We start from the raw sequence: 22,899 nt of genomic DNA, 5'->3' as shown, positions 1-22,899 counted from the left end.
TCACGCCTCCGTCAGCTGTTCCCACTTCTCATAACGCTGCATGATCTCAATTTCCTTCGCTGCATATGCTTCAGCGATCGCATGACTGCGCTCCGGATCCGCCTGCGTCTCGGGGCGGTTCATCTCGTACTCAAGCCCCTTGAGTTCCGCCTCCGCCATTGCGATTTCTGCCTCTGTGCGCTCAATCATCTCCTGCCGGCGGGCGGCAGGGATGGCACTGTGTACCGCGGCTTTCGGCGCAGCAGGTGCCTCCGCGCGGACTTTTTTCTCTTGTACGAGAGGCGCACTCTGCGCCTTCTTCTCCGCGCACGGCACATCCGCAGCCGCCTCTCCCTCGGCTTCCTTCTTCAACAGATAGTAGCTGTAGTTACCGAGGTACTCCGTGATCCTGCCATCCTTTAGCTCAAGAGTGCAGTTTGCCGTTTTGTCGAGAAAATAGCGGTCATGCGACACGGCGATAAACGTGCCGGGGAATGCCATCAACGCCTCCTCCACTGCCTCGCGTGCAGGGATGTCGAGATGGTTCGTCGGCTCGTCGAGCACGAGGAAGTTTGCGCCCGTCAACATGAGCTTGAGGAATGCCACACGCGCCTGTTCGCCGCCCGAGAGTGCACCGATGAGCCGCAGAACATCGTCCCCGTGAAAGAGAAACGCACCAAGATAGCCGCGTGCCGTCTCCTCATCCAGACTGTATGTGTAACAGATCTCATCCAATATGGTCTTTGTGGGATCAAGCCCCTCATGCTGCTGTGAGAAATAGCCGATCTTCACGCGGCTGCCGATTTTCACACGCCCCGTCGCCTCAAGTTCCCCAACAAGGATTTGCAGCAGCGTCGTCTTGCCGACACCGTTCTCGCCGATGAGAGCCACGCCGTCCCCCTTGCGGATGAGGAGAGAGATTCGGTCAAGCACACGTTGCCCGCCGGGATATGCGAATGTAATGTCCTCGAGTTCCGCCACACGCTGCGCACACTCCGTCGGCTTCGCGAACGTAAAGTACTTGAAGCGTGCCGCTTCGGGGGGGAGCACAATCCGCTCAAGGCGGTTCAGCTGACTCTGCCGTCCGCGTGCCTGTTTCGCCTTGATGCCTGCCTTATAGCGCGCAATATATTCCTCGGTTTTCTTGATCTGCATCTGTTGTTTCTCATACGCACTCTGCAGTGCCGCGCGCCGATCGTTCTTCACACGCATATAGTGCGTGTAGTTGCCCGTGTACGCCGTGACCTCGGCGTGGTCGAGCTCCAAGATACGCGTTGCCACACGGTCGAGGAAATAGCGGTCATGCGAGATCAGGAGCACACCGCCGCGATAGGATTGGAGAAATTTCTCAAGCCACTCGATCATGCCGATATCGAGATGATTTGTCGGCTCATCCAAAAAGAGAAAATCCGGCTCACGCAGAAGGGCTTTTGCGAGGCAGATGCGCGTTGTCTGCCCACCCGAAAAATGTCGCACATCCTTTGTAAGGTCAACCTCGGAGAAACCAAGCCCAAACGCCACACGGCGGATACGGCTCTCAAAGTCGTAGCCATCCATCGCCTCGAACCGTGTCACGAGATTCCCATAGGCAGTCAGCTCCTCCGAACCTGCACGCCCCGCAGCGATCTCCTCCTCCATCCGCTCCTTCTCTGTACGCAGTGCGATGAGATCCGAGAAGGCACTGCGCAGTTCCTCATAGAGAGTATCATGGGTGAACGATGCCTGTTGCTCGACATAGCCGACCGTATCGGCGCGATCCATCACGATCTGTCCGCCGTCACTCTCGTCGCAGCCGAGAAGAATCCGCATCAGTGTTGTCTTGCCCGTGCCGTTCGCCCCGACGAGACCCACCTTGTCCCCGCGCATGACTTCAAAATTCACATGGGAAAAGAGCGTGCGTATACCAAACGCCTTCTCGAGCCCGATAACCTTCAAACTTCCCATATTACTTGTCTCCATCTCCATGCACGGCATCAGGGCGATAGTCACGCCCAATGATTACAATTGCCTGCTTCTCGCCCGCTCCGTCAACGGGCATGATGACGCAGGGAAACGGCATCCCATAGAACAGGTTCACATGAGCCTCCGTTGTCATCACAGCGGTCTTTGGTCGATCCGAAGCACTGCCCGTCTCCACACCGCTGATGCGAAATCCCTTTGCACGCAGGGTATCCGCAATCTCTGCCCCCGCACCGTCAATGCCGCTCGCGTTGATAATCATGACGGAGATGTCTTGCGCCGTATCCTTCGTATGATCCTTTGCCGCATGTTCATTGCGTGCTGCCGTGTTCTCTTTCTCGTCGGACTTCTTCGCCACAATCCCACGTTCCGTGCGCTGTGCCTCGATGACGCGATCCCCCTCCGCCAAGAGTTCGTCAGATGAGGGCAGAAGTTCCCGTTTGTCAGGCTCCGTCATGACACGCAGTCGCTCCGGCATATCTGCGCGGTAAGCAGCCGCATCACGTTCCGCCTGCTCCTGCATCCGTGCAGGCAGTTCCCTGCCCATCGCTGCAAAAAGTTCCTTCCGTGTCTCTACGAGATCCGGAATCCAGTAGCTGATATCACCGAGGTAGGCAGGCGTACCTGCGACCATCTGCATCGTCATGCCACCCGACGCAATGTCCTTCATCCGATTTGCAAGTGTCAGGAGCTGACGCGTACTCAGATCGGTTTCGACAGAGTTTTTCACCTCGTCAATCACAGAGGAAATACGCGGAAGCACCTGCGGGGATATGAATTGTGCGAGCAACGCGCGCATAAAATGCTGCTGACGCGCAATGCGTCCGATATCCCCCTCGCCGTCGCGGTAGCGCACATATTGGATCGCCTGTGCGCCGCTCATATGCTGCTCGCCGGGCTGCAAATCAATGACAAGACCGCCATTATCATCCCACGGATCTTCATAGTACATCCGCTTTTCGACGTTGATGTCCACGCCTCCGACGGCATCTACGATACGCTCAAATGCCGACGTATCGATCAGAACGTAATGCGTCACGGGAACGCCCACGAGTTTTTCCACGGAGGCAAGTGTCATCTCGTGCCCACCAAACGCATAGGCATGGTTGATCTTATCATACCCGTAGCTGCCAACCTCGATGCGCGTATCGCGCGGGATGGAAAGCAGCACGGCACGTCCCTGCCTCTCGTCGACCGCCGCAAGCATCAGCGTATCACTGCGTCCGATATCCTCAGCCCTGCGGTCAATCCCCATGATGAGCACATAGCCGAGATCGTTCTCCGCCATATCCGCAAATGCATTCATATCGCGCAGCGATCCTGACATGACATGGTTTCCGTAATAATAAATGGCGCAAACAAGCAGAAAGGAGAGTGCAAAGACCGCTCCTGCATATTTTAGAAACACATGATTCTGTTCATTTGACAGATGCGCCGTTTTCCCCTGTTTCACTCCGTATATCGTCCTTCCAGATGATTTCTCTACAGTATAACAAAAACAAAAGTTCCATGCAAATCAAATGGAACTTCGTACACCATAATACAGCTTTACAAAAAATAGTATTTCATGTAAACTAAAAACGCATACATATTAGGGGAACACTAATAAATTCAGCCGCGCCATCTTGACGGACTCCATTTTATCAGTGATTCCTTAGGCACACTCTGTATCTTCCGCAGTCGGGGAAACTGCGCCAATATCACGCAGGATGCGGCGATACACAAGGAAACGCAACAAGGGGGAGAAAATGCTACGACTTCCTATCTCGAAGTTAAAGGATGGCATGGTACTTGGACAGAGTTTGTTCAATACCGCAGGGGGCAGCTACCTCGTCAAGGGACAACCCGTCACGATTGACTATATCCGCCGTATGCAAAAGCTTGGTATCCAGTCGATCACAGTGACATCAATGGATCCGAACCACAAACTTTTACCGCCGCCGGATGTCATCGAGGAAAAGACGCGCGTCAACGCAATCAGTGCCGTCTACAACACGTTTCAATCCATCGAAGAAAACGGAACACTGGACGTTCCCGCCCTGCAAAAGGTGACGGATTCCATCGTCTTTGATCTCTTCGACAACCACACGAACCTCGTACAGCTCACGGACATCCGTACACACGATGCCTATACATTCGCACACAGTGTCAATGTCGCTGTTCTCTCGGCGATGATGGGAATGCTCTGTCACCTGCCGAAGGAGGAGCTGTCCCTCATCACGCTCGGCGGTCTCTTGCACGATCTTGGAAAAATCGACGTGCACACGGACATCCTCACGAAGAACCGCAGCTTGACGAAGAGCGAGTTCGATATCATGAAGAAGCATCCTGCAGACGGCGCACGCCGCATCCTGAAGATGAAAGATTTGCCGAAGGCAAGCATCCTTGCGGCGATTGCAGGACAGCATCACGAGCACATCGACGGTACGGGCTATCCGCGCGGGCTCAAGGGCGAGGAAATGCACCGTTACGCCAAGATCGCGGCGATTGCCGATGTCTACGACGCGTTGACAAGTGAACGCCCATATAAGAAGGCGTATATGCCGAACATTGCCTACAACATCATGCACAACATCAACAAAGGGCAGTTCGACCAAAAACTTCTTGAGACCTTCTTTAACAATGTCGCTCTCTATCCGGAGGGCGCGGTACTCAAGACCACCTTTGGCTTTGCCGTTGTAAAGGAAAGCAAGTTTGGACGGACGACGACCCCCGTCATCATTCTCTTCGCCGACGCCAACGGAAAGCTGCTCGATCAACGGACGGTCATCGACCTCTCGGAGGAAAAGGACGGCGCAGCCTCCATACAGGTCGTCCCGACGGGCAATGACCTCTACCACTTCATTCATGAGCTTGGCGTTGATCCTTCTTACTACCTCGAAGAAGAGCGTGAGAAGGATAAAGCTGCGGGCATTACCTCCTCGGGTGTATCTGCACCGCCGCGCATGAATGTGTAATTCTAAAAAAAACGGACGATATTGTCCGTTTTTTTGTGCGCCTTATCTTCCGCTCGCCAAAATCTTTTCCGCCATATCCACAACCGTCATGCAGTCCCCGACGGGATAGCCCGCCGCCTCGAGTTTCCGTCCGAGGCACAGGAGATGCGGAGCGGCGAGCGAGGCTCGCGCGAGAAGATCATCCCGCTGAAAGAGGTCGTACGGCGTTCCCTCACCGATGACCTGCCCACCCGCGAGGATTACCATGTGATCGGCAACGCGCAGGATGTCCTCCATGCTGTGGGAGACGAGGACGATGCTGACACCGCGCTCACGGTGGAACATCGTGAGCATGGAGAGCAGTTCCTCGCGTCCGCGTGGATCAAGTCCTGCTGCAGGCTCGTCGAGCACGAGATAACGCGGCGCAAGCGCAAGCACACCTGCAATGGCAACGCGTCTGCGCTCCCCGCCCGAGAGGGCAAATGGCGAGCGCTCGCGATAGCTGTCGGGCAAACGGACAAGCTCCATCGCCTCGCGCACACGACTTTCGACATCGGCGTCTGAGAGCCCCTGATTGCGCGGGCCAAATGCAATATCCGCGCAGACCGTCTCCTCAAAGAGTTGGTGCTCCGGATACTGAAAGACCATGCCAACGCGGAAACGCGCCGTTCGCGCCGCCTCTTTTTCCGCTTTGCTTTTTCCATGGAGAGACACACCATCCACGAGCACGCGGCCCGCAGTCGGAACGAGCAGACCGCCGATCAGCTGCATCAGTGTCGACTTTCCCGCGCCCGTCTCACCCGCGATCGCGGTAAACGAACCCTCATGAATTGTCAGCGTAACATCATGTAGGGCAGTGTGTGAGAGCGGTGTCTTCTCCATGTATATGTACGAAAGGGATTCTATCTCGATAGACAATGCAGCAGCTCCTCATCCGTTATGATATCTTGCGGTAGATCACGTCCACCGCGCCGCAAATGCTCGGCCAGATCGGCTGCGAGTGGGATGTCCAGCCCAAGTGCACGCACCTGCTCCGCTTTGGAAAACACTTCGCGCGGCGTTCCGTCCATGACAACCTGCCCCGCATCCATCAGCACAATGCGGTCTGCCGCAATCGCCTCTTCCATGAAATGCGTGATGTAGACGATCGTCATGCCCTGCTCGTCGTGAAGTTTTTTGACCGCACGGAGAACCTCCGCCCTGCCGCGCGGGTCGAGCATCGCCGTCGGCTCGTCAAGGACGAGACAATGCGTCTGCATGGAGATTGCTCCTGCGATGGCGATGCGCTGCTTCTGCCCGCCTGAGAGCAGATGCGGTGCAGTCTGCGCGTATGCCTCCATACCGACGAGTACAAGCGCAGACTGCACGCGCGCACGGATCTCTGCAGGTGGAACCCCAAGGTTTTCAGGGCCGAATGCGACATCATCCGCAACCACCGCTGCAATGAGCTGATTGTCGGGGTTCTGGAACACCATGCTGACCTCTTGACGGATGTCCCATCGCCGCGTCTCGTCCTTCGTATCCCATCCGCGCACCCGACACGTTCCCTCGCTCGGGAGGAGAAGGGCGTTCAGATGCCGTGCAAGGGTCGACTTGCCCGAACCGTTTGCCCCGAGCACCGCCACGAATTCGCCCGCTGCAATGGAGAGGGTGATACCGCACAGTGCCTCATGCCCCTCCCCCTCTCCGCTTTGGTAGACATGGGTGACATGATCGAGTTCAAAAAAATTCTCTGTCATTTGCGCTCTCTCTAATTCTTTGTTCTCGTCTTTAGGTGGACGCGGAACGTCGTCCCCTTGCCCATCTCGCTCTCGACTGCAATCGTTCCCCCGTGCGCCTCGGCAATCTCGCGCGCGATGGCAAGTCCAAGACCATTGCCGCCCATACGGCGCGAGCGTGCCTTGTCCACACGGTAGAAGCGATCAAAGATGCGCTCCTGATGTTCTGGTGCAATACCGATACCCGTATCGGAAACGGAAAGCTCCACACCGCCCTTCTCCTCTTGTATGCGAACGAAAATGCGTCCGTGTTCGGGTGTGTACTTTACTGCGTTATCGACCAAAATCAGAATCAGCTGACGTATCTTCTGTTCGTCCGCATGAATCTCCGCACGTCTCGGCAGTTCTTCCGCGATGACAATATCCTTCTTCTCGGCAAAGGGGCGCATGATGCGCACAGTTTGCTGCGCGGCAGCGACGAGATCCATCCGTACAGGTTTCACCTGATTTGCCTTCGCATCGCTGCGCGCGACAGTGAGGAGATCGCTGACGAGCTTCGTCATCTTCTTTACCTCATCACGCACATCCTCAACAACCTGCTTCAAAAAGGGCGACGTGATCGATGGATCACTCCGCAGAAGATCTGCCGAGGCGAGTACGACGGCGAGCGGCGTCCGCAGCTCATGCGAGGCATCTGCGGCAAATTGCCGCTGTTTTTCATATGCCTCGCGCACGGGCTTCATTGCACCACCCGAAAGCACATAGCCGATAGCGGCAGCAAATATGAGTGCCAGCCCGCCGAGAATCGCAAGTGCCCACGTCGCCTTTTCCATGCCGTTATACATGGCGGTGACATCTTTGCCGACGTAAACTGTCTGGATCGGCAGCGGGGGGCTGAACACCGTCTGCGCTGTCATCATCACCTTCGTCGATGCACCGCGCTCGTTCGTCTTCGTAAAGACGCGTACTTCCCGCTCGGGCGCGTCCCACGCAGTCACGATGTCCAACACAAAGGACTCGATGCGGAGAGACGCGCGCGAAAAGCTGACGAGCCTTCCCTCGCCGTCGAAGACATAGTAGAAGAGACGATCGTTCGTACTGCGGTAGAGCTGTGCCTCGTCCGTATCCATGCCGGCGTGAAGCACAGCATATGCCTGTGCCTCCGCCACACTATCCGCCGTGTCTAAGAGTTCACGCGCCTGTTCGGACGTGATCGCCCATTCCATCGTCTTGTGCATGGCAAAGAGGAGGACGATGACCAGTCCTCCCATAACAAGCGCGTAACGGAGCATAAGCCGCAAGCGGCTGCGCCCAAATACATTCTGCTCGTTCAACGCGACGTCTCCAGTTTGTAACCAACCCCACGAACCGTCTTGATTGCGTCGCCCTCTCCTGCTGCATCCAGTTTTTTCCGCAGCATCTTCATGTAGGAGTCAATGTTGTTCGAGCTGACATCTGCCTCAAGACCCCAGATACGGTCGAGGATGATGTCGCGCGGCACAACGATGCCGATGTTCTGTGCGAGCAGGTCAAAGAGCTGAAACTCGCGCGGTGAAAGTTGGATCGTCTTACCGTTCTTCTCAAGGATGTTCGCCGTACGGTTCAATTTGAATCCGCCAATCTCATCCACCTCATGCTGAATGCGCTGTGTCGCACGCCGTCCGAGTGCACGCAGACGCGCGAGCAGCTCCGAGAACTCAAACGGTTTCACGAGATAGTCATCCGCCCCCGCGTCAAGTCCCGTCACGCGATCCTCCACCGAGTCACGTGCCGTCAGCATCAGAATCGCACGATCATAGCCGCTGCGGCGCAGACGCGCACAGGCCTCGACGCCCGTCTCCCCGGGCATCATCCAATCCAGGATCAGAATATCGTACTCCGCATAGGTCGCATACTCATAGATGTCACTGCCGTCCGTCACCCACTCGACCGAGATATCGTTTTGTTCGAGCATATATTGAATGAGCTTCCCGAGGCGCAGATCATCTTCCGCCAAAAGCACACGCATCGTATCATCTCCCGATTTTTATTACGAGAATTATAGGAAAATGGGGTGAAAGATAGCTGAAAATCCGCGTTTTCTATCCGCCAAAATACACATGCAAATCAATTTCCGAAAGGCTCTGTACGATGCGTGCGCAGCCCGTAAAATCCTGAATTCCGCTGTGCGGACTGCAGAAGCCAATGCAGGTCATGCCCGCGCGCAGTGCTGCCTGTGCACCCACCGCCGCATCCTCGATGACGAGGCAGTCCGCAGGGGCGACACCGAGCAGCTCCGCCGTCTTCAGATAGATCGTTGGGTCGGGCTTCGACATGGGCAGCTCCGCTCCCGACTCGATCACATCAAATTTGTTCGTGATGCCAAACGTCTGCGTCACATGCGCAATGGTCTCATGCGGGCTGGAACTCGCAATTGCCGTGCGAATGCCGCGCGGCCGCAGTGCATCCGTCGCCGCAATGAGTTCGAGCGCCCCCGCAATCGGTACAAGCTCCTCCGTACGCAGGAGCTCGCGCATGAGGTCGTCCTTCTCCGCAACAATGCCCGCCACGTCATAGGCAGCATCGTATTTTTCCTTGATATCCTCGAACATTGTTTTGTCGCTCGTCCCACGGTAGGGCATCAGCAGTGCCTCATTCGCCGTGATCCCATAGCGCGCAAGCAGGATGGTCTCCGCCTTCATGTGTATGATCTCGCTGTCGACGATCACACCGTCCATATCGTAGATCAACGCTTTCATCAGCTGTCTTTACCTCCTATGCTCGTATATGGTCGACCGCAATCATGCGGCGAAAAACCAGCCACCCCAGACTGTAGCCTGCCAGCATGATAATCCCCATCGGAATCGCCGTATGGTCACCCGCAATGCCGACCAGAGGCATCATGCACGCGCCGAGCAGCATGGAAAAGCAGCCAATGAGTGCCGATGCACTGCCGGCGTTCTTTCCCTGCCGCGAAAGCGCAAGCGAAAAGCTCGCCGCCCCCATCACAGAGAGCGGAACAACCGTAAGAAAGAGCAGGAGGACGATGACGGCGAGCGGTGCAGAGAAATAAAATCCTGCGAGCAGCAGCGTACTCCCAATCAGCGGTACGAACACCGCATATTTCAACATGGTGATATCCGGTACACGCCCCGCAAGACGTGCGGGAAGAACCCCGGCGAGCAGCAGTCCCGCGCCAATCACGGCAAAGATCATGCTGTATCCCTGCGGCGAGACGGCATAGATATTTTGAAAAACAAACGAGGAACCCGAGAGATAGGAAAAGAATGCCCCGAACACGAAGCATTGGAGGAGACAGTGCCCGAGAAAATAGCGGTCGTGCAGAAGCGTCGGGAACTTTTTCAATGAATCCGTCACGTTCGCACTGCGCTGCTCACGCGGCAGTGTCTCCTGATAGATGAGTGTCGCACCTGCAAGGAATACGCCGATGACCGTGAGGAGCACAAAGGTCGTGCGCCAATCGGCAAAGAGCAGGATCTGCCCACCGATGACAGGTGCGATGATGGGCGCAAAGCCGTTCACCATCATGAGAATCGCGAAAAATCGTGTCAGCTCCGCCCCCTCGCAGACATCGCGCGCAATCGCACGCGCAATGACAATGCCGCTCGCTCCCGCAAAGCCCGCGCAGAAGCGGAAGAAAAGGAAGAGATAAATATCCTCGGCGAGTACACAGCCGAGTGTCGCACCGATGAACACGAGCATCCCGATGAAGAGCGGAATCCGCCGCCCGTGGAGATCGCTCAGAGGCCCTGCGAGAATCTGACCGAGTGCCATGCCGAGCGTCGTCATCGTCAGTGTCAGCTGGACGAGCGATGTCGAGACACCAAAATCCGTCTGCACCTCGGGCAATGCCGGCAGATACATATCCGTCGAGAGCGGCGCAATTGCCGTCATCACGCCGAGAAAGATCGTCAGCCAGAGCCGCGTGCGCCGTGTCATTGCCATAAAATCCCCCTGTTTACGATTTTCCTTCGCAGCATTCCTCCGTACAGGATATACCATCTTTTTTCTTGCGCTTCATCAGCCATGCCTTGACCGTCTCCCAGATCGCCGTTGCGATGACGATCCCCGCTGCAATCGAAACGGCATAGAGGAACGTCTTGATCCCCTGCGTTCCAAATTTCTCCCAGTCGGCAGCGACGGCGTAGAACATCGTACGGTAGAGCGAGCCGCCCGGCACCATCGCAATCACACCGATGATGAGGAAGATCGTCGCGGGCGATTTGTAGATGCGCGCCAAAATTTCCGCAGCGATCGTTGCAAAGACCGCCCCCGCAAAGTAGCCTGCAAACTCGTTCCATCCCATTGCCACAAAGAGCATCGTGAATCCCCACGCACCCATGCAGACCACCGCTCCCATGACAGCGTCCTTGAAGTGACCGTGCCAGAGCAGATGAAAGCAAAAGCCGCCGACAAACGAGGTCAGGAGATAAACCCATCCCGCCGTCTCAAAGGCGATGAGTGTCCCCGTCGCACTGAATGCAAACCCCGTTGCAATGAGGAGGCTCAGAATAAACGCCTCGGCACTCTTGATGAGCCCTGATATCGTCTCCTGGTTGAACATATCGCGGATTGAGTTCATGAGGGCAAGCCCTGGGATGACAGGCATGATATTGCCCATGTTGATTGCGGCGGGATGAATGTCCAGACCAAAATACATGAACGAGTTCGCGAGCATCCCCCCGACAAAGCTGAGCAGGACAAGGGCAAAATACGGGTTCAACTTCGTCTGACCGAGGAGATATTGCAAGAGACGCAAGAGCACGCCCACAATGCCCGCACAGACGGCATCATCGAAACGCCCGCCAAAGAACGCAGAGAAGCTCGCGGCAATCAGAGCCCAATAGAACAGGGATGCCTTGAGTGAGATCACCTCCATCGTGTCGATCTCCCGAATGCGTTTTTTGATCTCGTCCGAGGTCATGGGATGGGCGCAAATCTCGCGTGAAAGCTGATTCAGAGCCTTGAGCCGCTGAAAGTCGAAGTTCTGCCCGGGGACACGGCGCATCTGCGTAAGCACGCCGATGTCCTCCCCACGCAGCGTCACAACAATGCTGGTCGTAATGACCATCACGTCCACATGGCGCACGCCGTAGGCGCGGCAGATGAAGTTGATCGTGCGCTCCACGCGGCTGACCTCCGCGCCCGTCACAAGCATACGTTGGCCGATGTCGATGGCGCGTTCAAGGATATTATTGATGTTGATACGTGCTGTTTCATTTACCATAATGAACATAGTTATAGCAGACTATGCGGTCTTTGTCACGTCTTTTCACAAGAAAAAGCAGAACCCCACGCCGAGGTTCTGCTCATCCTTTTATCCCTCAATGATTTTCACACCACTGCTTGTGCCAAGACGCGATGCTCCGGCGGCAATCATTGCTTCGGCATCTGCCCGTGATCGCACGCCGCCGGATGCCTTTACCCCCAGATCCGAACCGACGGTCTCTCGCATGAGTTTCACATCCTCAACGGTAGCACCGCCGGTCGAAAACCCTGTCGAGGTTTTGACAAAATCCGCGCCTGCCTCTTTGGCAAGGCGGCAGGCAAGTCGTTTCTCTTCATCGGTCAAAAGACATGTTTCAATGATAACTTTTGTAAGTGCTTGTCCTTTGACCTCCTCTGCAACAGCGCGAATATCGTTCCGCACATAGTCAAGATCTTTGTCTTTGAGGCGACCCACTGGAATCACCATATCGACTTCCTCTGCCCCGTCCGCGATCGCCTTTTTCGCCTCAAACACCTTGACCTCCGTGGGTGTAGCCCCTTGCGGGAAACCGATGACGGTACAGGTTTTTACGCCGCACCCCTTGAGCCATTCGACCGCATAGGAAACCCATATGGGGCTGACGCAGACGGAGGAAAAACCATACGCCTTCGCTTCACTCAAAAGCTTGTCCATATCTGCTTTTCGGGCATCCGTCTTCAAAAGAGTATGATCGATATACTTTGCCAGATCCATAAAAAGACCTCCTGCACAAAACATTAGAAAAGATAACAGAACCGCATTGCTGCGATTCTGCCATCTTTTTTGCAAATGATATTATTCGACTGTAACAGACTTCGCCAGATTGCGCGGCTTGTCCACATCGCAGCCACGCGTGATTGCAGCGTAGTAGGCGAGCAGCTGAAGTGGAATCACCGAGAGAATCGGCATGATGAACTCATCCGATGCCGGAACGTGCATAACGTGATCAACATACTTCTCGAGCTCCGTGTCCCCCTCTGCCGCGATACCGATGACAACTGCATCGCGCGCCTTGACCTCCTTAATGTTCGAGAGGGTCTTTTCATAGACATTGCGCTGCGTCGCGAGCGCGATCACGGGAACACCCTCAACAATCAAGGCAAGCGTCCCGTGCTTGAGCTCACCCGCCGCATACGCCTCTGCATGAATGTAGGAGATCTCCTTGAGCTTGAGCGCCCCCTCAAGTGACACGGCGTAGTCCAGACCACGCCCGATGTAGAACACATCCTCGTTGAAACCGTACTGTTTCGCAAAGGTCTTGATTGGGTCGACATCGGACAGGATCTCGGAGACCTGTGCGGGGATCTCATGCAGCTGCGCAACCAACTCCGCCGTACGCTCCGCCGCAATCGACTTTTTGATCTCCGCCATGTAGAGCGCGAGCATAAAGAAGAGCACGAGCTGCGTCGTATATGCCTTCGTCGATGCGACCGCGATCTCAGGGCCCGCCCATGTGTAGACAACCTGATCCGCCTCGCGCGCAATCGACGATCCAACTACATTTGTGATGGCAAGGGTCTTTGCTCCACGTCGCTTTGACTCCTTGAGCGCGGCGAGTGTGTCGCTCGTCTCCCCCGACTGCGAAACCACAATCAGAAGCGTATGCGCATCGACAATCGGATCGCGATAGCGGAACTCCGAGGCGACATCCACCTCAACAAGAACGCGCGCAAGCTTTTCGATGTAGTATTTGCCCACAAGTCCCGCATGGTACGCGGTACCGCATGCGACGATGTAGATCTTGTTAAACGAATTCAGATAGTCCGCATCCCACGCAAGTTCTTCAAAGGAGACAGCATTTTTATCTGACGTGATGCGCTGACTCATTGTGTCGCGCACCGCCTTCGGCTGCTCGTGAATCTCCTTGAGCATGAAGTGCTCGTAGCCGCCCTTTTCCGCCGCCTCGGCATTCCATGTCACCTCGAACACCTTCTTCGGCACGGGGGCACCGAGATGGTTTGTCACCTCGACTGCGTCCTTGCGGACAATGGCAACTTCCCCGTCCGCCAGAATATAGGTACGGCGCGTCTTGGAAATAATGGCGGGAATGTCCGAAGCGATAAAGTTCTCGCCTTCGCCAAGTCCAATGATGAGCGGATTGTCCTGCTTCGTGCAGACGAGCAGATCGGGATGCCGACGGCTCATAAATACAAGCGCATACGAGCCTTCAATCCGCTCCAGAACCGCACGCACGGCGGCAACAAAGTCCCCACTGTAGACCTCTTCCAAGAGGTGCACGACAACCTCCGTATCCGTCTCGGACTTGAAGACGTGCCCCTTGGCAATCAGCTCTTCCTTCAGCGAAAGATAATTCTCAATGATGCCGTTGTGCACGATGGCAAAGTCGCCATGGCAGTCCGTATGCGGATGCGAGTTTACATCCGACGGACGGCCGTGCGTCGCCCAACGCGTATGACCGATGCCGAGGCTGCCCATGGGCACATTCCCCTTGATCTTGTCGCGCAGTGCGGCAAGTCTGCCGACACTCTTCTCCACGCGGATGTTCTCTCCATCATAGACGGCGATACCTGCCGAGTCATAGCCGCGATACTCGAGCTTCGACAGACCGTCGAGCAGGAACTCCGCCGCCTGACGATCCCCCACATAACCCACGATTCCACACATAAAAATACCTCCTGACAGAAAACACTTCTCTCAGGGATTTCACTCCATCTGCAGCTTTGTCCGCAGGGTCGCCCCTGCGCTTTGACCGCAGACTCTCGACAGAGCGTGCCGGAAGGCATCCGCTGATGACTCGACAACCTTCTCCTCGTCCTCTGGAAACACAATCCGTTTTCAGAGCCAGCGCTAAGAATTAGGAATCACTGATAAATTCAGTGATTCCCGATATCTTTTTCATAAAAGAAATCCCCATGCACCAACGTGCATGGGGTCATTCTATCCGATATTGCGCGAGAAGTCAATTGGTCATGCAGTGACATAATGACTAAAACTGCCGATGACGAGCTGCGGAAACTCCGCATGAAGCTCGTCCATGAACACGCGCGTCCCGACAGGCGCACCGACCGCCTCCGGCATCGTTCGCAGAAAGAGCGTCGGATCGATGTTCAGATTCCGCATCTGAATCATCTGCACGGGCAGTGCACGGAAGAACTCCTGCCAAGCTGCCAGTTCCTCCGCGCGGTCGGTAAAGCCCGGGAAATGGAGCAGATTCAACGACACATAGACACCGTGATCGAGCGCATAGCGCAGGGATTCCTTGACATTGTCCAGCGGGTAGCTCGCACGGTAATATGCATTATAACTTTCATCGCGTGCACTGATGATGGAGACGCGCAGCGAGTCCAGCCCTGCGTCCACGATTTTCTTCATCCCTGCGGGAAAGCCCGCATTCGAGTTCATATTGATCTGACCACGCGCGGTGACGGCACGAATCTTGCGGATTCCCTCAGCAATGCGATCAGCAGCAAGCGACGGTTCGCCCTCGCAGCCTTGCCCGAAGCTGATGATGCCATCGGGCGCAAGCGAGAGATGGTAGATACCGACCTCGGCAATCTCCTCTGCCGTCGGCGAAAATGTGATGCGCTCCTGTGGTGAGGGGCAGCACTCCGAACTCTGCAGAGAGATACAGCCGAGGCAGTTTGCATTGCAGACGGGCGATGTCGGAACCCCACACTCCCAACGCCGATAAAACAGATTCTGCGCCGTCAGACAGTGATAGTTCAGTGAGCAGTTTCCCACCTGCTCCACAATGCGGTTGTTCGGGAGCTCCTTCATCGTCCGCCGCACGAGCTTCTTCAGTTCCTTGCCGTTGTAGTTGGCGGGGTCCCACTTCTCGTTTTCATCCGTATAGACGGCGGCGACGCACAGCTCACCACGGTGGGAAACGACCGCCGTATATCCGTAGAGCGGCAGCGGTGCAGCACCATCGGCGCGAACAAAGGAGGGCAGATGCGTGCGCGTATAACCCTGCGGCAGAATCGCTGCAACCGCCGTTCCCGCAATGCACTTCTCCACTCCGTCTGCCGTCTGTCCCACAGCAGTGTGTTCAGGCATAAACATGAGATCGGCACTCTCGGGCAGCGGAATGACATCCGCAGACGTAAGCGGAACATTCTCTGCGCCGATACGCCCCATTGCACGCACACCCTCCGCCGTGCGAATATTTCCGTGCTTGTCGGCATAGACCGTTGTGATCTCGTCACTATGTCTATGCGGACGTGCCGCCTGATTCTTGGGCTTCATGACTTCCCTCTTGCTTCTTCGCTTTTTTCTTGTGCGGATTGTACTTGTTCATTGCAAGGTCTACACCGTCCGTCACGATACACTCCACCGCAGGGAGGAGATAGTCGATTGCTGTGCGGATCTTCGAAACGTCCTCCGCCGCAAACGGCGCAAGGACATGGTTGATAACCGTCCATCCTGCGGGCGGTCTTCCGATGCCAATGCGCACGCGTGCAAAGTCCTCACTGCCCACATGGGCGAGGATGGACTTGATGCCGTTATGGCCGCCCGAACCGCCTTTTTTCCGTATACGCACCGTCCCTGCAGGGATATCCATATCATCGTGAACAACGACGAGCTCATCCGCATCTATTTTATAGTAGGAAAGCATCGGACCGAGCGCTTCGCCGCTGTTATTCATATAGGTTAAGGGCTTGACGAGAAATACTTTCTCTCCGCCAATGCGCACCTCGGTGATGGCAGAGAAAAAATCCTCCTTCCATGCGGGTGCATTCAGACGCACCGCAAGCGACTCGAGCAGCATAAAGCCGACATTGTGCTTCGTCTGTGCATACTCCGTGCCGGGATTGCCCAGTCCTGCAATAATTTTCATGTGTTACTCCTTCGTCGGATCGCCAATCACAAAGAGATAGGCGAGTACGACGATGCCGAGTGCGATGCGGTACCAGCCGAACGCTGTGAAATCATTGCGCTTGATGTAGCGCAGGAGGAAGCGGATCGAGAGAATGGAGACGATGAATGCCGTCACCATACCAACCGCGAGAATTACAAGCTCTGTCCCCGTGTAGTTCCATCCAAACTTTACGAGCTTCAGAAAGGACGCGCCGAACATGACGGGAATCGCGAGGAAAAACGTGAACTCCGTCGCAACATAACGGCTCGCACCGAAGATGATACCACCGAGGATCGTCGCACCCGAGCGGCTCGTCCCAGGGACGAGCGAGAGCACCTGAAACATGCCGATGATGAACGCCGTGCGGTAGTCCAGTTTTGCGAGGCTCTCGACGCGCGGTGTGCGCCGCTTGTTGAAGCGTTCCACCACGATGAAGAGCACACCGTAGAGAATCAGCATTGCAGCAACGACAGGTGCATTCATGAAATGCTCTTCCATATATTTATTGAAGGCAAGCCCGATCACGGCGGCGGGCAGGCAGGCGATGATGACCTTGCCCCAGAGATCGAATGTCGCACGCCGTTCTGCCTCCGACTTGCTCTTAAGGAACGGGTTAAGTTTTTCGAGGTTCAGCACGACGACGGCAAGAATCGCGCCAAGCTGGATCACAACGAGGAACATATCCATGAATGCCGTCGACACATCGAGCCGGATGAACTCATCGACGAGGATCATATGCCCCGTACTTGAGACGGGCAGCCACTCCGTCAGTCCCTCCACAATACCCAGAATGACAACCTTCACCAGTTCCATCAATGAAATATCCACTGTAAATATACTCCTCCTCTAACAAGGATCTCTAAAATCCCGCCTATTATAGCACAGTTCCCGCATTTCTGCACGAGTGTTCAAAGAAAAAGAGCTGCCGAAGCAGCCCTTCTCTATACGGTTCTACACTTACACAAGCCCATGTGCGAGCATAACATCCGCAACCTTTGCGAATGCCGTGATGTTTGCACCTGCGACAAGATCGTCGGGGTCGGCATACAGTTCCGCGTTCTTCTTTGCGTCGCGGTAGATGTGTGACATGATCTTGCGGAGACGCTTGTCCACCTTCTCAAACGTCCACTGACGACGCTCGGAGTTCTGCGACATTTCGAGCGCGGAGGTCGCAACACCGCCCGCATTCGCCGCCTTTGCCGGTGCAAAGAGCACCTTGTGGCTCTGGAAGTATGCAATCGCATCGAGAGTCGACGGCATATTCGCCCCCTCACCGACCGCCTGTACGCCATTTGCAACGAGCAGCTTTGCCGACTCCAGATCAATCTCACCCTGCGTCGCACACGGCAGTGCAATATCGCACTTCACCGACCAGACACCGCTGCAGCCCTCATGGTATTCTGCGTTCGGATGGGTCGCTGCATACTCCTTGATGCGTGCACGGCGGACTTCCTTGATGTCCTTGACCGCTGCGAGATCAATGCCGTCCGGATCGTAGATGTAGCCATTCGAGTCGGAGCAGGTCACGACCTTCGCCCCAAACTCCTGTGCCTTCTCAATCGCATAGATCGCAACGTTGCCCGCACCAGAGACGACGACCGTCTTGCCCGCGAGGTCGATGCCCTTCGCCGCAAGCATATCCTGCACGAAGTACAGCAGACCGTACCCCGTTGCCTCCGTACGCGCAAGGCTGCCCCAGTAGTCCGTACGCTTGCCCGTCAGAACACCTGCATCATACGAGTCACGGATGCGCTTGTACTGACCGAAGAGATAGCCAATCTCACGCCCGCCGACACCGATATCGCCCGCAGGGACATCCACGTTCGGCCCAATGTGGCGATAGAGCTCCGTCATAAAGCTCTGACAGAAGTTCATGACCTCGTTATCGCTGCGTCCATGCGGGTCAAAATCCGATCCGCCCTTGCCTCCGCCGATCGGCAGCCCCGTCAGCGCATTCTTGAACACCTGCTCAAAGGCAAGGAACTTCAGGATGTCGAGCGTGACACTCGGATGAAAACGCAGACCTCCCTTATACGGGCCAAGCGTACTCGACATCTGCACGCGATAGCCGCGATTGACCTGAATCTCGCCTTTGTCATCCACCCACGGCACACGGAACGTGATGATGCGGTCTGCCTCAATCATGCGCTCAAGGATCTTGTGCTTCTTGTACTCTGGATGCTTCTCCAAAAGGGGGACGACCGATGTCAGAACCTCGGCGACCGTGTTTTTGAAATGCGTTTGATCGGGATCGCGCTTCGATACCAGATCCAGAATATCATTTACATACTGTTTCATGTCAGACATTATAATTCCTCCCTCTTGCTTGCTCGGTGCCCTTCATCGAACGTGACTGAGTATAGCACACGGCGCAAAGGTTTGTATAGGGATTGCCGGTATGAATACAATATGCACTGGAAATACAAAAAAGAAGTGCCAAAATCGGCACTTCTCCAAAATTTACAGATGGTAGGGCTCTCCTCTGCTGATCTTAAATGTACGGTAAATCTGCTCTACCAGAAAGAGGCGAATAAGCTGATGTGGGAATGTGAAACGCGAGAAGGAAAGCCGCAGATCGGCACGGCGGCGCAATTCATCCGCAAGGCCAAAGGGTCCTCCGATGAGAAAAGCAATATGGCTCTCGCCTGTGACTACAAGGTGGTCAATCTTTGCCGCAAGTTCCTCCGAGGACAGTTCTGCGCCGCCCACATCGAGCACAATGAGATGTGCCCCCTGCGGCACCTGCGCCAAAAGCCGTTCCCCCTCACGACGAATAGTCTCCGCCTTTTCCGCCGCAGAGGGCTTCTCCTTCATACGCTCTTCTGCGATTTCGTGCGTACGTACATCCGCATAGGGACGCAGGCGCTTCTCATACTCGGCGATCCCGTCGCGCAGGTACTTTTCCTTGATCTTGCCCGCGCAGACAATCGTGATCTTCAACGATCCTCCTGTGGCATCTCTTCGAGAGTGACCTCTGCCTTGCGCTTCGTGTCATTACGGTCATACGTCACCGTTACCTTATCGCCGACCTTGTACGAGGCAATCTTATTCCGAAGTTCCGCAACGCTGTTGACCTCCTCGCCGTTGATTTCAAGGATAATGTCACCACGTTGGAAACCCGCCTTGCCGCACGGCCCATCGAGGGTCAGACGGAAAATGTAGACGCCCTTGTCGATATTCAGCTGATAGCCGTAGCGTGCCGCCGTCGCCGGATCAAAGACGGATACACCGAGGTACGGACGAGCCACATAGCCCTTTTCGATCAGTTCGTTCACGATGGTCTGCACCGTGTTGATCGGGATGGAGAAGCCCATCCCCTCGACGGCAGCAGCAGCCACCTTTGCACTGTTGATGCCGATGACTTCACCATCCGCATTTACAAGCGCACCGCCCGAGTTACCGGGGCTGATTGCCGCATCGGTCTGCAGCAGCTTTACACGCTTGTCGCTGACATCGAGCGTGCGGTTCAGTGCGCTGATGACCCCAACGGTAACACTGCCCTGAAACTCAAGCCCGAGCGGGTTGCCGATCGCAATCGCAGGCTCACCGACCACGACCGTATCCGAATTGCCGAAGGTCGCTGTCGGCAGATTGCTTTCATCCACCTTCACAACGGCGAGGTCGGTGAACTCATCCTTTCCGATGAGTTTCCCCTTGAGACTGCGTCCATCGGAGAGCGAGACAATGATCTCCTTCGCTCCGTCAATCACATGATTGTTGGTCACGATGTAGCCGTCACTGCGGAAGATCACGCCGGAGCCGACGCCCTCCGTCTCGACAGGGTTGTTGAACCAGTCACGGGCGACCGCCTTGTTCGTGATGCCGACGACAGCAGGGCCGACCGCCTTTGCCGCGCGGACGACGGGGGTATTGCGCGCCTCCGATAGGCCTGATACATCGACTGCCTGTGCGGGCTTCAGACCGCCGACAGAGTTGTCGGCAGCTGTCCCCATCGAGCAGCCGCCGAATATGACAAAGGATGCAAAAACTGCCGCCGCAGCGAGTGCAGCCCCCTTTTTCTTGTGAAATCGGATGTTCATTATGACATCTCCTTTATAGAATGATCTCTGCCCCGCCCTCCGGCAGACAACTCTCCACGTCGAGCGTCATGCCGCGTGAGGAAAGGATATCCTGCACGGTATCGCACGCAAGAGCGGGGCGGTTGTTCTCCTCCGAGAGGTGCGCGAGGTAGACCTTACGCGGGTGTTTCTTCATGCGCGTGAGTGCCCATGCCGCCTCTCCGTTTGCGAGATGCCCGCGATTCGAGAGAATGCGCCGTTTCAGCGGCCACGGATAGCTGCCCCGACGCAGGAGATCGGCATCGTGGTTTGCCTCAAGTACGAGGACATCCGCCCCCTCCATCGCCTCCTGCACCGTATCGGTGACAACGCCGAGGTCGGTCGCAATCGTGCAGCAGTGCGAGCCTTCGATGCGGAATCCGCAGGGCTCTGCTGCGTCATGGGAGATGGCAAAGGGGTGCACCGCAACCTCGCCAATCTTGAAATCTCCCGTAATCCCCCGCATATCGTCCTCGAACGTCGCGCCACCGTCAATGCCCGCAAGCGTCCCGCGCGTCGCCAAGATCGGCAGATGATATTGCTTTGCCAGCGCCTTCAGCCCGCGCACATGGTCGATGTGCTCATGCGTGACGAGTACGGCATCGAGACTCTGCGGCTCTACGCCGCGTGCACGCAAGCCTTTCGTGATCCGTGCCGCACTGATGCCCGCATCCACTAAGATCCGCACACCGTCCAGCTCAACATAGACCGAGTTTCCCTTACTTCCACTCGCAAGTATGGATACCTGCAACGAACAGTCCTCCTCTCTGCTCCACATATTATCCCTTTTTTCTGTAAATTTTCTGCATGGATTCTATGGAGAACCTTAAGGCATCCATATAAATAGGCCGCTGATCGCATTCTTTCGGGAAATGACATTGTCCAAAAGAACGCGATCAACGGCTCTGACCTATTTTTTGCTCAGCTCATCCTTCATTCGTGCAATGTGTGCCATGATATCAGCAGAGAACGCATCCAGCGTCTCCTTGCTCTTGCGGTCGCCGTCGAACGTGATCGGCTCTCCGTACATGATGCGCAGCTGCGGGATAAATCCGCCATTGGAGAAGATGCGGTGTGTGTTGAGGATGGCGACAGGCACAATCGGGGCACCTGTCATGGCTGCAATCAGGGCGACGCCTGCCTCCGCCTTTTGCAGTTCCCCCGTCTTGCTGCGCGTCCCCTCCGGGAAAAGTCCGAGCACACGCCCCTCCTTGAGCACGGTAACCGCCGCCTTGATCGCACCGCGGTCGGATTCGCCGCGCTTCACGGGAAACGCATGACAACGGCGGATCGCCGCACCAAAGATCGGGTTCTCGAACAGTTCGATCTTCGCCATATAGCTGACGGGGCGGTCGATGAGGCTCGCCATAAGCGGCGGATCAATGTTGCTCGCATGGTTCGCGGCGAGAATCACCGCGCCCTCTGCAGGAATGTTCTCACGTCCGTAGACACGCGTGCGGAAGACGATGTAAAAAAAAAGCCGAAATACAATCTGTAAAAATCCGTACAGCATAGTGACCGCCTATTCCGAGAGCTTCAAGATACGAGCGACAACCTCATCAATCGTGAGCGAGGTCGAATCGAGTAGAACGGCATCCTCCGCCTGACGCAGTGGGGAGATCGCACGCTCGCTGTCCTGCTTGTCGCGTGAGGCAATCTCGTGTTTCAGTTCGTCGAAATCGACCGCATAGCCCTTTTCCTTCATCTCGTCATACCGACGACGTGCACGCTCTTCGACGGATGCCGTCAGAAATATCTTTACGTCGGCATTCGGAAGCACATTCGTCCCGATGTCACGCCCGTCCATGACGACTGCGCCGTCCGCCGCCATCGCACGCTGCAGTTCCACCATCTTCTCACGCACAGAACCAAGTGCTGCGACACGCGACACGATATGCGTGACCTCGGGCGTGCGGATCTCACGCGTCACATCCGTGCCGTCAACCGTGACGCGTGTGCCGCTCTCCGTACAGGCAAGACGCACGTCGATGTCCTGGACAGCACGCAGAATATCCTCATCACGCGCCTCCTGTGACTGCTGCAGCGTCTTCCACGCGACACCGCGGTACATTGCCCCCGTGTCGATGTAGGTATAACCGAGTTTTTCCGCCACAATCTTTGCAACGGTGCTCTTGCCCGCACCGGCAGGTCCATCAATCGCTATCACACGTTTCATATCAAA

Annotated in this window: 21 protein-coding genes; 1 reads left to right on the top strand and 20 read right to left on the bottom strand. The window is 55.9% G+C overall.

From position 1 onward, the window contains the following. Together HMPREF9334_RS01205 and HMPREF9334_RS01200 are read right to left on the bottom strand one after the other, a co-directional pair. Nucleotides 1-1,923: an ABC-F family ATP-binding cassette domain-containing protein gene (locus tag HMPREF9334_RS01205; protein ID WP_006691686.1), complete on the bottom strand. Its 1,923-nt coding sequence runs from the start codon at nt 1,921-1,923 to the stop codon at nt 1-3. Between the two features lies 1 nt (nt 1,924). After that, nucleotides 1,925-3,391 carry an LCP family protein gene (locus HMPREF9334_RS01200; protein ID WP_006691685.1) on the bottom strand — a complete coding sequence of 489 codons (1,467 nt, stop codon included), beginning with the start codon at nt 3,389-3,391 and terminating at the stop codon, nt 1,925-1,927. 295 nt (nt 3,392-3,686) lie between these two features. Here HMPREF9334_RS01200 and HMPREF9334_RS01195 point away from each other — a divergent pair, with 295 nt between their 5' ends. Further along, nucleotides 3,687-4,895, top strand: a complete 1,209-nt coding sequence (locus HMPREF9334_RS01195) for an HD-GYP domain-containing protein (RefSeq protein WP_039957089.1) — start codon at nt 3,687-3,689, stop codon at nt 4,893-4,895. Nucleotides 4,896-4,937: 42 nt separating this feature from the next. Here HMPREF9334_RS01195 and HMPREF9334_RS01190 read toward each other — a convergent pair whose 3' ends face one another. From HMPREF9334_RS01190 to cmk, 18 genes are all read right to left on the bottom strand, one after another. After that, a complete protein-coding gene (locus tag HMPREF9334_RS01190) occupies nt 4,938-5,792 on the bottom strand; it encodes an energy-coupling factor transporter ATPase (protein ID WP_006691683.1) in 855 nt (284 codons plus the stop codon). Beyond that, entirely contained in the window at nt 5,777-6,613 is an 837-nt protein-coding gene (locus tag HMPREF9334_RS01185) for an energy-coupling factor transporter ATPase (protein ID WP_006691682.1), read from the bottom strand. Before HMPREF9334_RS01185 ends, HMPREF9334_RS01190 begins: the two co-directional genes overlap by 16 nt. A gap of 11 nt (nt 6,614-6,624) precedes the next feature. Continuing rightward, nucleotides 6,625-7,926, bottom strand: a complete 1,302-nt coding sequence (locus HMPREF9334_RS01180) for a sensor histidine kinase (protein WP_006691681.1) — start codon at nt 7,924-7,926, stop codon at nt 6,625-6,627. Continuing rightward, nucleotides 7,923-8,600 carry a response regulator transcription factor gene (locus HMPREF9334_RS01175; RefSeq protein ID WP_006691680.1) on the bottom strand — a complete coding sequence of 226 codons (678 nt, stop codon included), beginning with the start codon at nt 8,598-8,600 and terminating at the stop codon, nt 7,923-7,925. The genes HMPREF9334_RS01180 and HMPREF9334_RS01175 overlap by 4 nt, the downstream gene beginning before the upstream one ends. A 73-nt stretch (nt 8,601-8,673) precedes the next feature. After that, nucleotides 8,674-9,330 carry an HAD family hydrolase gene (locus HMPREF9334_RS01170; RefSeq protein WP_006691679.1) on the bottom strand — a complete coding sequence of 219 codons (657 nt, stop codon included), beginning with the start codon at nt 9,328-9,330 and terminating at the stop codon, nt 8,674-8,676. 16 nt (nt 9,331-9,346) lie between these two features. Further along, the gene (locus HMPREF9334_RS01165; protein ID WP_006691678.1) at nt 9,347-10,537 is read right to left on the bottom strand and encodes a multidrug effflux MFS transporter; all 1,191 of its coding nucleotides are present in this window, start codon (nt 10,535-10,537) and stop codon (nt 9,347-9,349) included. A gap of 13 nt (nt 10,538-10,550) precedes the next feature. Continuing rightward, nucleotides 10,551-11,828 carry a threonine/serine exporter family protein gene (locus HMPREF9334_RS01160; protein ID WP_006691677.1) on the bottom strand — a complete coding sequence of 426 codons (1,278 nt, stop codon included), beginning with the start codon at nt 11,826-11,828 and terminating at the stop codon, nt 10,551-10,553. 81 nt (nt 11,829-11,909) lie between these two features. Next, a complete protein-coding gene (gene deoC, locus HMPREF9334_RS01155) occupies nt 11,910-12,554 on the bottom strand; it encodes a deoxyribose-phosphate aldolase (RefSeq protein WP_006691676.1) in 645 nt (214 codons plus the stop codon). Between the two features lie 81 nt (nt 12,555-12,635). Continuing rightward, entirely contained in the window at nt 12,636-14,465 is a 1,830-nt protein-coding gene (glmS, locus tag HMPREF9334_RS01150) for a glutamine--fructose-6-phosphate transaminase (isomerizing) (RefSeq protein WP_006691675.1), read from the bottom strand. A 303-nt stretch (nt 14,466-14,768) separates the two neighbouring features. After that, the gene (locus HMPREF9334_RS01145) at nt 14,769-16,046 is read right to left on the bottom strand and encodes a radical SAM family protein (RefSeq protein ID WP_006691674.1); all 1,278 of its coding nucleotides are present in this window, start codon (nt 16,044-16,046) and stop codon (nt 14,769-14,771) included. Next, nucleotides 16,012-16,638: an aminoacyl-tRNA hydrolase gene (gene pth / locus HMPREF9334_RS01140; protein WP_006691673.1), complete on the bottom strand. Its 627-nt coding sequence runs from the start codon at nt 16,636-16,638 to the stop codon at nt 16,012-16,014. Before pth ends, HMPREF9334_RS01145 begins: the two co-directional genes overlap by 35 nt. A 3-nt stretch (nt 16,639-16,641) precedes the next feature. Continuing rightward, nucleotides 16,642-17,472 carry an undecaprenyl-diphosphate phosphatase gene (locus HMPREF9334_RS01135; protein ID WP_006691672.1) on the bottom strand — a complete coding sequence of 277 codons (831 nt, stop codon included), beginning with the start codon at nt 17,470-17,472 and terminating at the stop codon, nt 16,642-16,644. A gap of 144 nt (nt 17,473-17,616) precedes the next feature. Next, the gene (gene gdhA / locus HMPREF9334_RS01130) at nt 17,617-18,966 is read right to left on the bottom strand and encodes an NADP-specific glutamate dehydrogenase (RefSeq protein WP_006691671.1); all 1,350 of its coding nucleotides are present in this window, start codon (nt 18,964-18,966) and stop codon (nt 17,617-17,619) included. Nucleotides 18,967-19,119: 153 nt separating this feature from the next. After that, the gene (rlmH, locus tag HMPREF9334_RS01125; protein ID WP_006691670.1) at nt 19,120-19,599 is read right to left on the bottom strand and encodes a 23S rRNA (pseudouridine(1915)-N(3))-methyltransferase RlmH; all 480 of its coding nucleotides are present in this window, start codon (nt 19,597-19,599) and stop codon (nt 19,120-19,122) included. After that, nucleotides 19,596-20,699, bottom strand: a complete 1,104-nt coding sequence (locus tag HMPREF9334_RS01120; RefSeq protein WP_006691669.1) for a S1C family serine protease — start codon at nt 20,697-20,699, stop codon at nt 19,596-19,598. Before HMPREF9334_RS01120 ends, rlmH begins: the two co-directional genes overlap by 4 nt. Before the next feature lie 13 nt (nt 20,700-20,712). Continuing rightward, nucleotides 20,713-21,468 (bottom strand): MBL fold metallo-hydrolase, encoded by a 756-nt coding sequence (locus HMPREF9334_RS01115; protein ID WP_006691668.1) that lies wholly within the window; start codon nt 21,466-21,468, stop codon nt 20,713-20,715. A 159-nt stretch (nt 21,469-21,627) separates the two neighbouring features. After that, nucleotides 21,628-22,230 carry a lysophospholipid acyltransferase family protein gene (locus HMPREF9334_RS01110; protein ID WP_006691667.1) on the bottom strand — a complete coding sequence of 201 codons (603 nt, stop codon included), beginning with the start codon at nt 22,228-22,230 and terminating at the stop codon, nt 21,628-21,630. Nucleotides 22,231-22,239: 9 nt separating this feature from the next. Further along, nucleotides 22,240-22,893 carry a (d)CMP kinase gene (cmk, locus tag HMPREF9334_RS01105; protein WP_006691666.1) on the bottom strand — a complete coding sequence of 218 codons (654 nt, stop codon included), beginning with the start codon at nt 22,891-22,893 and terminating at the stop codon, nt 22,240-22,242. Between the last annotated feature and the right edge of the window lie 6 nt (nt 22,894-22,899).

This window comes from Centipeda infelix ATCC 43532 (assembly GCF_000234095.1).
Taxonomy (GTDB): Bacteria; Bacillota; Negativicutes; order Selenomonadales; family Selenomonadaceae; genus Centipeda; species Centipeda infelix.
The sequence above is the reverse complement of the archived record's forward strand: the minus strand, read 5'-3'. Positions and strand labels throughout refer to the sequence as shown.